The sequence below is a fragment of the Bacteroides sp. UBA939 genome (genome assembly GCF_002293435.1).
In the GTDB taxonomy this organism is placed as follows: domain Bacteria; phylum Bacteroidota; class Bacteroidia; order Bacteroidales; family Bacteroidaceae; genus Bacteroides.
On the sequence record NZ_DBDF01000110.1, the window covers coordinates 1 to 13,004 of the forward strand.

Sequence of the window (13,004 nt, forward strand, 5' to 3'; positions counted from 1 at the left end):
ATGCACTAAGCCGAATGCTTACGAATGCATTCTGGGCGGGATTTTTGAGCAAGCACAAAGAAGAGTAGGTTATACTAATAAATAAACCACAAGAAACGAAAAGACACAGACTGCAACACCTCCTCAAACATACTTTCCAGTAAGCAATTCTTTCTTCAAATAACAATAAACATATTTAGGACTTTGGGTATAAAGTCCTATTTCCGCGTCTTCCAACTTCCTAAAGAGTTCAGAATGATATATAGCTTTCATGGCGGTTATCATATCCCAATGGGTATCTTTTTTAAAATAACCTTAGGCAACACAATTCTGACTTCCCCAACATCCTCATCCTGTTTTTTCCAGAATACCACGAAGTTGACCGAAGCTTTATGTAATCCATAACCTTTCTTCTGCCACTGCTCCATTACAGATTTAAACTTGGAGGAAAACCGCAGAATCTCAGTCCCTCTGCCATCCGTACATCCTCTGTCCGTCAGTTGCAGAGGACTCCCGCTTTTCAGTGTTTCAATTATATCCTGGCGAAAAGGATACATAAAGAAATCGAGAAATACATCCTTATGATTCAACGAGAAATACAGGTACTCCGGCATGGGATATTCCTTTTCATCCGTCTGAAAGTGCGCATACTCCTTGGGAGTAATATGCAAATAATGACTATTCAGATGGATGGAGAGATGCGTTTTGGCACGGGTAATGGCGACGTATATCTCACGCAACCTACCATTATACTCCTTTCTACAATCATCATTCAGCAGCAGAAACACATTTTCAAACTCTTTCCCTTTTGCCTTATGAATGGTAGAAACACTGATTTCCTCTCCTTTATAAGAATAAAAGTCCTCCATGCTCGATTCAAACAGGAACGTCTCCCAGTCCGAACGATACTTGCGGTCTTTATAAAGAAACTCAAACTTTTCTATCATGTTAGCGCATATCTCCCACGACAGGGTATCGGAAAAGCGATTCCTCAATTCCCTCTTTGCCCGCTCCCATCGCTCCGCTTCTATCAGGCAAGCGCCTGCCGACAACTCCAGCAAGCCATTGAAGTAATGGATTTCATTCAAGTCAGACAATCGAAATCCATCATTCGATTGCACAAGACGAACCGGCACACCTTTCTCCTTCAAAAGAAACGCAATCAACATGGCATCTTCATTGGTCAGAGTAAGCACACTGGTAGTGCCGGTCAGAGAAGTGTTACAAATATTCTGCACCAAAGGATGTACTATCTCAGCAGACTTATAATGGATAACGTGGATTATTCCATCCTTCAAATCCCTGGAAACAACAGACGAGCGCTTCATCCGCCCCGATAGCCGGGTTACAAACAGTCCGGCAAACAACACCAGGTTATTTTTACTGCGATAATTCACCAACAATTCATAAGTACGCGCACGGTATTGTTCAACAAGTCTGCGCATATAACCGGAGTCCGACCCGCGGAATCCATAGATATTCTGGTCATCATCTCCCACCGCAATCACTTTCAGTTCCTCATTTCTCTGCATCAACGCTTCCACCAAAGCAAATTCCTGTGATGTCATATCCTGAGCCTCATCCAGAACCAATACGGTTTTAGTGATTCGGTTGCTCTCGACTTCCCCACTGACAATCTTTTCCACTGCATCAGATACCACAGACGTAGATTTCTCCAACGTTCCCTGACGTCCTAACAAATCAAAACAATAAGAATGGAAAGTCTTTATCTCGATGTATCCCACCGCATTACCAATCAATTTATGCAACCTCTCCCTGAATTCACCGGCTGCCGCCCTGGAGAAAGTAAGCATCAGCAACTGTTCATGCTTCACATCCTCCATCAGCAGCAACGATGCCAGTTTATGAACAAGTACTTTCGTCTTTCCACTTCCCGGGCCTGCCAGAACAACAATATGTCCCGGCGAATTATCTTTCACCACAGTCAGTTGAGTTTCGGATAATCCCCCGAATATCTGTTCATACTTGGAACGGGTCATGCGCAGATTTATCTCATTCCGTCTGCTACCGGGAAAATACTTCTGCAAGAAAGAAGAGTTGTTCAGAACAAAATAATCGTCAACAAACTGCAGAGCCGCCTGATAATCGTCCACCATCTTTTGCGCATACTCGCCCACGATGTGAATCTGCTGTATCTTGTTATCATAAAACAGCTCCAGCTTACGATAATCTTCCTGCTTATATTTAATCAGATTATTAAGCTCTATCCTGTTAATTGCAAGCCGGTTGTAGACTACGAGAAATCCTCCTTCAATCTGCAAGGCGCCTATACGCGAGAGGTAGAAAAGCGCATCTTCCACATCTCCCGTCGAAACACTCCGCCGGAACATGCCGCCTTGCTGTTCCTCTTCTTTCTCGAATCCTTCCTTCAACTCCAACACGGAGAACTCCACCAGGGCTTCTTCTTTTTCCGTTGTATGCTCCGCTCCGACATCTACCTTGCGGAACAAGGCGTTTATTATGAAATCGGACAACGCGTATCTGCACTCCGCCTTTTCCTGAAGCCGGCTTCGCCCCTGCTCTGCCAGCACAATGGCTACATGATTCCTCGCCGTGTCCCGGTACTCACGCTTTATCCAGTTCTTTTCCGCCCAGAAGTTGACGAGCGCTTTCAGTTTATCGGGACTGATATTCCTGTTTATTTCCTGTTCAGCCTGCTCTCTTAATTCCTTCAGATTGAACAGCTTTCCTTCTTCCGTAAAAGTTCCAAGCAGAAATCTGTCCAGGCGATTATAGAGACGGAGTATGTCGAGCGAATGATGGCATGACGATTCGCCCTTCTTTATATATGCAGTCAAATCGCGGGCATCGGCCAATATTTTCTCTTCGCGCAAGAGTGTTACGACTTGTATGACGTCCTCGCGAGTGATACCCAGATGGTCGGACACATAGTCAATCCTTGCTTCCGGTATTTCACTGTTCAGATGCTTCCGGCTCTTCGTCGCTATCAGTTTCTTAATAATGCGAATGGCCTGCTCTCTTTGCTTTTCTGAGAATCTTTCGGAGAGATTAATCCTGTCGATGGCTTCCTGAGCAGTCTGCGCCATGATACTGTTGGCAAATACATGCGGCATATTTTGACCGCGGTTTATGTATCCCGCTTCTTCCAGGGCGGCAATAGCGGTAGTTACACGGGTTTCGACATCGGCAATGTTATCGTCCCACCCTGCCTTACGCGCTATTTCAAGCGCCGATTGCGAAACTGTGGAACGAAAGCGGGTAAGGTCTTTCACTGCTTTCCACACTTGCTGTATTTCTTTTATGTGTAGCTTAGTCTGATTAAGCAGGATGAAATGCTTGTTCAAATCTTCTTCGTTAAACAGAATAAAGCAATCGGCCGTGATATGCTGATCCCTTCCTGCTCTTCCGGCTTCCTGCACGTAGTTTTCCAGAGAATCGGATATCTCATAATGCACCACAAGGCCGACATCTTTCTTATCCACCCCCATGCCGAAGGCCGATGTGGCTACCATCACTTGTACGTCTCCGGCAATAAAGGCATTCTGGTTGTCCGTCTTCTCGCGTACATCCATCTTACCGTGATATGCCCTTGCTTCAATGCCATCTTTCGCCAACTGGGCAGCAAGCTCGGACGCCGTCCGGGTGCGCGCCACGTAGACGATGGCGGGACAATGGTGGTCTTCCAGTATCTCTCTCAGACTGTTGTATTTCTCTTGCCTGTCTCCCCGCTTGAATACTTTATACCGCAGGTTCGTGCGGCTTGAACCTGCACGGAATACATCAAAATCAATCTCCAGCTTATTCTTGAAATACTCCTTTATGTCCTCTATCACCTTTTGCTTAGCCGTGGCAGTGAAACAAGACACGGGGATGGGTTGCTCCAGATTCTTCTTCTTTTGCAATTGTTTCAGGAAATCACCGATGTAGAGGTAATCCACCCGGAAGTCCTGTCCCCAGGCAGAAAAGCAATGCGCTTCGTCTATCACAAAGCGGACTATTTTCCGCCCCAGCAGCAATCTCTCAATACTCCTTGAACGTAGAGATTCCGGAGAAATATACAAGATGGAAGCAGACCCATCCTCTACCCTTTCAAAGGAGTTTGCACGGTCTACCGGGTCCAACAGCCCGTTGATGGTTACAGCGTCCGTGATGTTATGTTTCCGCAGATTATCTACCTGGTCTTTCATCAGGGATTGCAGAGGCGAGATAACAACAGTCAGCCCTTTCACCATTTCCCCGCACATAAGGGCAGGCACCTGGAAAGTAATGGACTTGCCGCCTCCGGTAGGGAATACCGCCAGAATAGATTTCCCTTTCACGGCTGCTTCTACCGCTTCAGCTTGCAGGGGTTCGTTATCATAAAGCCGGTAAGAGTCAAAGCCGAAGTGTTTCTTCAATCCCAAATGAATATCGAAGGCTTTATTGCAATAGGAACATCCTGTGACGCAGAGCGTGTTTCTCAGCCTGTTCATCAGCTTATCCACATCAGGAAAGGCATGGAGAATCCAGGGAGGAGTAATCGAGTAACAATCTCTGCAATTAATTAAGGCTAAGGTATATGCAAGTTCCAGAGGATGGCGTACAATCATATCTGCCAATGGGGCTGACCGGCATATTTCGCCACTAAACCTGCGGAAGAGGATATCGGGCAAGCTCTCCGCGCTGTCGTCCGAATGGTATTCTATATACTGAAAAAACGACTTAAATTCAGCCGAGTTCCCTAAAAGGCAGTAGTATATATGCTTCAAGTCTTCGTCCAACCTTCTGAAGGCTTCTACTTCTTCCTTAAACAGTTCAAAGGCTTTCATCGAATCGTTCAACGGATTGTTAAGACTGTCGGTGAGCAGTTTGTCATCCTTAAGAAGACGGTGATAGGGACGTGCCGGAAATAACAGCGGAGACAGGTAGAGCGTATCTATGACTTGGGGAATCCGGTAGCCTTTCTTTTCGCATAGAGGAACAAGATAGTTCAAATCATGCTTCAAGATATTGTGTCCGCCGATATAGTTCACCGGTTTCAGAAACTCCGGTAACCGCTCAAACGAACTTTCATGAAAGACCGCTCCGTCACTGCGGATTGCTCCCATATCTTCGATTCGCAAGCGGTCGGAGTTCGTTTCCAGGTCTATAAATGCGATATTCTTCATAAAAGTTGCGGCAATTTATAAAGAATATATTAGAGGACAAAGCTTTAGAGCAAAAAACATCATGATTATCAGCATGATAGTGCTGAATGAGATGGCGAGAGAGACATAATGAGCCGGATACTGAGTATGGTTCAGTCCGGTTGCAAACTTCATCTCCAGGCTGGAGATATACATCTCCAGGTTGAAGATATATATCTCCAGGTTAGAGATATGTATCTCCAGCCTGGAGATGAAGTTTGTAACCAGACTGAACTACTCCCATCCCTATAGAGAAACTGCCTCAAGGCCGGGAAGAGACTTGGCCGTCATCATCTGTTATCACAAAGAGAACAGGGCCTCTGTATTCAAATCATTTTGTTTCTATCTGAAACACCTTATACGAATGAGGCATCAGCGTAATCTGATAATCGCTCTTTCCATCAAGATATTGAACGGACTTATCATTCACAAGATCCTTCAAGGCAGAGATTTCGCCTTTCGCAGTAATGGTCACGGTAACAGGCTCATCCCGGAAAGACTCTACGATAAACGTACCATTGTCATATACCATCAAGGCTACTTTACTCGGCGCGTTGAGCCGGATGTCCAAATCCTGGGAAAGAACACGCCGGATAGCATTCAATGCTTCCTCCGGATAATCGTAGAGATTCCCCATGTCATCGGGAATCGTAAGTACATACATATTCCCTTTGGAATAGGGAGCGCGCAACAAGATGGGATATCCACTGACGCCACCCCTCAGAGGGCGTCCCGCACTTACCATCTCCCAGGCATCATTGGTGTAATAGCCCACCTGAGGAATAAGTATCTCCCTTTCCAGCTTTCCATGTCTGCCCATATCATCCACAAGCGCCTTTAAGTCGGAACAGTGCAACTCGGCTATCTGGGCTATCTGCTCGGGAATAGCCTTCAGCAGACCGCTCGTTATCACGATATCGCCTCCCTTTTGCAATTGGTTCTTTATGTGTGCCAGGATACCGGCATCCGCGGCAGCCTGTTCGGTAAGCAATACCACCTTCCGGTCTTTCGGGAACTGGGGCACCATGTCCATAGGCAAGCCTATCATACCCAAATAGTTCTGCAGAAAGCCTTCTTCCTCGGAATGGAACGGTTTGTATGATTTGATACCTATCGGGTTACCCAGTTTATATACAAATTTGTCTATCTGCTCAAACACCACGCCTGCCACGCGAGCCATCGTGCTCGGAACCACTTCTGCACCGCCATTCAGCGCTACGGGCTTCATCATCTCGTCATAATCAAAGCTGGTGCCCTGACCTTGCCACGATTTACGATGCATTGCCGGATTCAGTTTCACGCCAATCAATTGATGATAAGCAAACAGGTTCATTTCGGGAGCTTTGGCGAACATTGTCAGCCAGAGTTGTTCGGCGTAGCGGTCCATTCCCATCTGGCTGCCTCCGGCATCGACCCATCCGCCCAGGTTGTACCCGGGACGCAAGTTATCAAAGTAACGGACTATGTTATAGCTCAAATAGTTTTGCAGATGCTGCGCACTGCCGGGGTCGCGCGTTTCTGTGCCCGTCCATACGGCGTCGAATTGTTTAGGCCCATGTTCAAGGTCAAAGCCCAATCCCTGAAAGTGGTCGTACCAGTTGGGGTATTTGATAATGACTTTCACATTGGGGTTAACCTTCCTGGCGGGACGCAATATAAGTTCCGAGGCAGCTTGCGTCATCAGTTGCAGGCGGTATTCAGTCCAACTGCGGTCGCCCTTGGCTTTGATTTCATCGTCCGACTTGCAACTGGTAAAGAAGAAATCGTCCAGAATGAAGTCGTCAAAATGGCGGGCGGTGTGCTCGGCTATTTCGCGCACTGTTTTCCGGTGTTCAGGGTTGGAGTAACAGAATGTCTCGAAACTATTCGCCTCATTAATAGTATAAGTGATTCCTCCGCCCACTTCAACGCCTTTCTCTTTGAAGTATCGTTTAGCCTGTTCCAGTGTGGCATCGGGCACAATCAGCAAGTCGCGATGTGTTTCCAGATATATTTTATCCACTTTCACCTGGCCGGATATGATATTCCAGGTAGAATCCAGCCATTGCAGATCCTTCATTTTCTCGACTTCATAGGCGCGTGTGTAGACAGAGACTTTGAAGCTCCTGTAATTTCCCGGCCAGAGAGCTGATGTACATAGCGTAACAAACAAGATGCAGATTAATTTCTTCATTGGTAGACTTAATTTAATGGTGAAACAACTATAAATTATATCGCAAAATTAAGCATTTTCCCGTTCCCGTTTTGCTATGGTGTTCATTTACAAGGGGATTGATTGTAACCACTTAAGGAAATATTTGAGTACTTCGTCCAAGCAGGAAACAAACGAGGACGTTATAGGAGAGATAGAGGGCCTATCAAACTCCCGATGAACTTTCGTGTCTCACAAATTTTGAATAGATTTGTAACATGTTTAACAATATGATATTTATGAAAGCTTTCGCCCCCTCGCTTATATGCAACGTCCTGCTTCTGCTAAGCATTCTGCTTCCACGTGACGCATTTGCCAACCCTGCCGAACAAAGCATTATCATGTTCAGGCAACTGTCTACCACCGAAGGACTTTCAAACAACAGTATCACGGCGCTATGTCGCGACAGCAGAGGATTCCTGTGGGTAGGAACAGCCTCCGGCCTCAACCGTTACGACTCTTATACATTCCAGCAATACTATCAGGATACCGACAATCTGCCCGACGACGGTATCTCGGATATCTTTGAAGACCGCACAGGAAATATATGGGTAAGGACATCCCAGGGATATACCATATACGACTACCAGACGGGCAAGTTCAACCAAAACAGCAAAGACGTGCTCCGGCAGTTCAACATCTCCTGCGACACCATTCTCAGAGCAGGAACAGAACATAAAAAGAAATACCTGTGGGCGTACGACCAAAGCAAGATTCACCTCTACGACTACCAGCAGAAGGTAACAAAAATATATCCTTTGATGAACTCCTCCATCGCAAGACTGTTTGTTACAGATGAGTATATCTACTCCATCTACAACAACGGAAAGCTATACTCCACAAACATTAATTCATCGCTTGCGCAAGAAATCTCTATTCCTGCCCAATACAACCAATATCTGGAGAACCATCTTCCCCGCGTACACATCGACAGCAATGGCGGCATCTGGGTCTACACCTACCAGAACAGTCTGCTGCTATACAAGAAAAACATGCAGACCGAATGGCGGGAAGTGAAGTTGCCCGTATTCACCGAACAATTCAACCGCATACGCGACATCGCCGAAGATGGCCACGGAAACATCTGGCTCATCACCAGCCACCTCGGGGCATTCATATACCAACCGCAATCGGGCACGCTGACAAATATGTCCCACGACCCTTTGAAATCACATACCATTGCAAGCAATAACCTCAGCGCCATTCACATCGACTGGGAAGGCATTGTATGGATAGGCAACTTCAAACACGGGATATCTTACCATGCACCTCAGTGCCAGGTATTTCTGAACCAGAAATTCTGGCAGCACAACGACATACTCTCCTTCTGTGAAGATTCACTTTCCATGTGGTACGGCACCGATGGCGGAGGACTTATGCGCCAATCACGCAACGCTCTGATGCCGGAGCAGATTAAAACTCCTGCCAACGTGATAGTCACCATCAAGAAAGACAGCAAAAACAGGATATGGATAGGCAGTTTCCAGAACGGACTGATATGCTATGACCGCGGGAGAATCACACAATATACTACGGCAAACAGCGAATTGAAGGGAAACGAGGTCTACGGCATACAAGAAGACAGGCATGGTTATATATGGATAAGCACGCTGAACGGTTATATCCAGAAGCTGGATACGGACACACAGAAATTTCAGACTGTCTTCAACATGCAAGCCTATGAGAATATCAACCAACTGATATACGACGGCAAAGACACGCTATTCGCCGCCACCTCACAGGGACTGCTGGCTATTGATGCCGCCAACAACCAGTGCAAATTCATTTACAGCAATGCCGGTAACCAACAGCCCCTCAAAAGGCAATACCTGTACGCCCTCTACAGAGACAGCCGCAACATGCTCTGGATGGGAGGCAAGCAGGGGCTCACCTGCTGGAATCTGAATACCGACAGCATCCACTACATAGACCGCAGTAACGGGCTGCCTGCCAATATGGTAACTGCCATCAACGAAGACAACAACAAGCAGGTTTGGGTAGGAACCAGCAATGGCATTGCCCGCATCAACCTGGCACAGAATCTGCTTTCAATAACTACGTATGATGTAACCGACGGACTTACCGACAACACCGTAAACGAACGCTCCCTGCACAAACTGAAGAACGGCAACATCCTCGTAGGAACTCCCAACGGATATACCACCATCATTCCCCAAGAGATAGTGCACAATACTTACAATGCGGAAGTATATCTGACCGGAATAGAACCCAAATACTACTCTCTGCCCGAAATACTGAACGGCAAGTCACCCGAATGCGCCACAGAAGTCATCTTGAAAGAGAAACCCCTTTTCTTTCAACTGCAATTCTCCACATTAGATTTCATCGAACCGGGTAAGGTGCGCTACGCCTATCGTATCAAGGGGGAGCAATCAGATTGGAACTACGCCACCGGCAATCAGATAGAGTTCTCGATGCTTCCTCCCGGCAAGTTCGAACTCCAGGTGAAAGCATGCAACTCCGAGTATATATGGTCGCCCAACATCAAAACCATTACCCTCAGGATACTGCCACCCTGGTACAGAACCGGGTGGGCTTATTTCTCGTACCTGCTCATCGTCTCCCTGATTGGCTGGAGAAGCATCGTTTATTTCCGCACCAAGCGCAAACGCATTGCCACACTAAAGGCGATAAAGCAAGAGAACGAGCAACAGCAAAAGATTACAGACATGAAAATGCAGTTCTTCGCCAACGTGAGCCACGAACTGAGAACGCCGTTATCGCTGATAATCAATCCGCTCGAAGAGTTTCTGAGCAAATATCCGCAATACAAGAACACCTTATTAAATACTGCACAGAACAATGCCCGCTACCTGCTTGAACTTATCAATCAGTTGCTCGACTTCCGCAAGCTGGATGCAAGCGGAGAAACGATGCACTACATACACAGCGACATCGTGAGCCTTGTGAAAGACCAGTACCAGGCGTTCGAAAGCATTGCCCAAGCACAGGAGATAGACTACCGGATTACCACCCAGCAGCCCAATATACAAATGGACTTCGACTATGACAAGGTGCGCAAAATCGTGATGAACATACTCTCCAACGCCTTTAAGTTCACCGGAAGCAAAGGGAGCATCGAAATTAAAATCAGCATCATAGGCAGTGACGTCGTAATGCAATTCTGCGACACCGGTCACGGTATCGACGCCGCACAGCAAAAGAAGATATTCCAATGTTTCTATCAGGCCGAGAACCAGGAAAACAGTCAGGGAGGAAGCGGCATCGGATTGTATCTCGTTGCACAATACGTGAAGATGCATAAGGGCAATATTCAAGTTTCTACCAATATCCCGCATGGAAGTATTTTCACCATCAGTCTGCCTATGCACGCCAACGTGCAACCCCAGATGCAGGAACAGCGGATTGAGGAAAACAATGATGCGTCGATGCAGGCAAATGGCAGCGAACAAAACTATACCATCTTGCTTGTAGATGATAATCATGATTTCCTTGATTTCCTGAGCGCCTGCCTCTCTACCAACTACAATGTACTGAAAGCAACCAACGGACAGGAAGCCCTGGAAGTGCTGAAAGCGGAGAATGTGGATATCGTCATCAGCGACGTCATGATGCCCAAGATGGATGGGTTGGAACTGTGTACCGCCATAAAGAGCGATATCTACACCTCACACATCCCCATCCTCCTCCTCACAGCCAAGGCCAGCGAAGAATACCAGTTGGAAGGACTGAACATGGGTGCGGACGACTACATTACCAAACCCTTCAACATGGAAGTACTGAAACTGCGCATCAGCAAGTTCATAGAAAGCAGTCTGAAGAAGCACAAGCTTTTCGACGAGCAGATGAAGATAGAACCCAGTCGCATCACCATAACTCCCCTCGACCAGCAATTCGTGGAGAAAGCCATCCTGATTGTGGAAGAAAACATCAACAACGCCGAATTCTCAGTAGAAGAACTCGCCGCCCAACTAAACATATCGCGCGGCTACCTCTACAAGAAGATGGTAAAGATTACGGGAAAGACATCGCTCGAATTCATACGGATTATCCGCATGAAGAGGGCGCAGCAACTATTGGTGGAAAGTCAGCTGCAAATAGCCGAAATAGCTTATAAACTGGGATATAACTCCCCCAAAATATTTACCAAGCATTTCAAGAAGGAATTCAAGATGATTCCATCAGAATTCATGCAGAGGCAAGCGCAAAGTGAGAAAAATGAATACCCGCTAAAACCTCATGTTCTTTAAAACATCATAAACCTTCGGATGAAGAAAGTAACGGACATCCTTCCCTTCCCTCAAAGCCTGACGGATAAAGGTTGAACTGATTTCAAAAACAGGTGAAGAGGCAACCTTGACATTTTCCGGAAGAGACTCCATAGACACCGGATAACCGGGACGGGGATAAACTAAAATAGGGTTTTCCGCAAGAATATGTTCGGACTGATACCATCGGGGAAAAGATTGCCAATTATCGGAGCCAATAATCAGATGGAACTTACGGTCGGGATGAATTTCTTTCAGTTTATCCAACGTATGGATAGTATAAGAAGGGCGGGATAAATGAAATTCAATGTCGGAAGCTTTAAACTTGGGATAACCGGCAATGGCAAGTTGAACTAATCTCAGACGGAGTTCATCATCCATCAATTCATCTTCTTCTTTCAACGGATTGTACGGAGTTACAAGAAACCAGACTTCATCCAGCTCTTCGTACTCGCAAAGATAATTGGCAAGAGCAAGGTGTCCGATGTGCACCGGATTGAAAGAGCCGCTGAAAATTCCTGTTTTCATGACTTCCCTTAGTTTTAGTTATTCAGACAAAAACTCCTTAATCACTCGCAAAGCTTCCGCCTTAGCCATTTCCAAATCATCATTCACAATGACCTTGTCGAACTTTGGGGCAAACGTCAATTCATATTCAGCCTTGGCTACACGGGCATCTATCACTTCGGGAGTATCCGTACCACGCCCTACCAAGCGCCTGCGCAATTCCTCTACCGAAGGGGGCTGAATGAATACGGACAACGCACGATCGCCATAATACTTCTTTATATTGCAACCGCCCACAACGTCTACATCGAAAACCACGTTTTGTCCGGCTGCCAACTGAGTTTCTACCTGGGACTTCAGCGTTCCGTAGTAACGGTCTTTATATACTTCTTCGTATTCCAGAAACTCATCATTGGCTATGCGGGCACGAAATTCGTCGGGAGAGAGAAAGAAATATTCTACCCCGTGTTGCTCCGTTCCACGCGGCGGACGGCTGGTGGCGGAACAGGAGAAGGCAAGATTGAGGTTCTGTGTCAACAGATAGTTGATAATAGTTGACTTTCCTGAACCTGAGGGAGCTGAGAAAATAATAAGTTTGCCCATTTTGTGAGATTTATATTTTAGGCGCAGATTACGCGGATTACACAGGTCTTAGAGCCTGTTTAAATTTTGTTCAGCATTAGTTTCACTCAAAACATCTTTCATTATTAATGCGAATCAGGAGTTAGAGGAATTAAAAGAGTTATCAGCCCTCAAGCGGGCTTAGGAGTTAAAGCCGATACTCCCTTAATGCTTAATTCTGTATATCAGTAACCAGACTATCGGCTTTAACTCCCATAACTACTGAGCGAAGCGATAACTCTTTTAACTACTGATTCACACTATTAACACGAATGTACCGTGTTTTGAGAGTTATTTTTGAGGATGTTT

At 46.3% G+C, this 13,004-nt stretch carries 5 protein-coding genes; 1 reads left to right on the top strand and 4 read right to left on the bottom strand.

Translation table 11 applies throughout. From position 1 onward, the window contains the following. Positions 1 to 260 precede the first annotated feature (260 nt). Both B2Z67_RS07455 and B2Z67_RS07460 read right to left on the bottom strand, forming a co-directional pair. Positions 261 to 5,108 (bottom strand): RecQ family ATP-dependent DNA helicase, encoded by a 4,848-nt coding sequence (locus B2Z67_RS07455; protein ID WP_291529191.1) that lies wholly within the window; start codon positions 5,106 to 5,108, stop codon positions 261 to 263. A 349-nt stretch (positions 5,109 to 5,457) separates the two neighbouring features. Next, positions 5,458 to 7,299 (bottom strand): hypothetical protein, encoded by a 1,842-nt coding sequence (locus B2Z67_RS07460; protein ID WP_291529192.1) that lies wholly within the window; start codon positions 7,297 to 7,299, stop codon positions 5,458 to 5,460. A gap of 257 nt (positions 7,300 to 7,556) precedes the next feature. Between B2Z67_RS07460 and B2Z67_RS07465 the strand changes: the two genes are divergently transcribed. After that, positions 7,557 to 11,549: a hybrid sensor histidine kinase/response regulator transcription factor gene (locus tag B2Z67_RS07465; protein WP_291529193.1), complete on the top strand. Its 3,993-nt coding sequence runs from the start codon at positions 7,557 to 7,559 to the stop codon at positions 11,547 to 11,549. Here B2Z67_RS07465 and nadD read toward each other — a convergent pair. Then, positions 11,529 to 12,095 carry a nicotinate (nicotinamide) nucleotide adenylyltransferase gene (gene nadD, locus B2Z67_RS07470; protein ID WP_291529194.1) on the bottom strand — a complete coding sequence of 189 codons (567 nt, stop codon included), beginning with the start codon at positions 12,093 to 12,095 and terminating at the stop codon, positions 11,529 to 11,531. The genes B2Z67_RS07465 and nadD overlap by 21 nt on opposite strands. 18 nt (positions 12,096 to 12,113) lie before the next feature. Further along, entirely contained in the window at positions 12,114 to 12,677 is a 564-nt protein-coding gene (gene gmk, locus B2Z67_RS07475; RefSeq protein WP_291529195.1) for a guanylate kinase, read from the bottom strand. Positions 12,678 to 13,004: the final 327 nt, after the last annotated feature.

Excerpts from the sequence above, each read along its gene's own strand:
- B2Z67_RS07455 (WP_291529191.1), bottom strand. The coding sequence starts at position 5,108 with ATGAAGAATATCGCATTTATAGACCTGGAAACGAACTCCGACCGCTTG.
- B2Z67_RS07460 (WP_291529192.1), bottom strand. The coding sequence starts at position 7,299 with ATGAAGAAATTAATCTGCATCTTGTTTGTTACGCTATGTACATCAGCT.
- B2Z67_RS07465 (WP_291529193.1), top strand. The coding sequence starts at position 7,557 with ATGAAAGCTTTCGCCCCCTCGCTTATATGCAACGTCCTGCTTCTGCTA.
- nadD (WP_291529194.1), bottom strand. The coding sequence starts at position 12,095 with ATGAAAACAGGAATTTTCAGCGGCTCTTTCAATCCGGTGCACATCGGA.
- gmk (WP_291529195.1), bottom strand. The coding sequence starts at position 12,677 with ATGGGCAAACTTATTATTTTCTCAGCTCCCTCAGGTTCAGGAAAGTCA.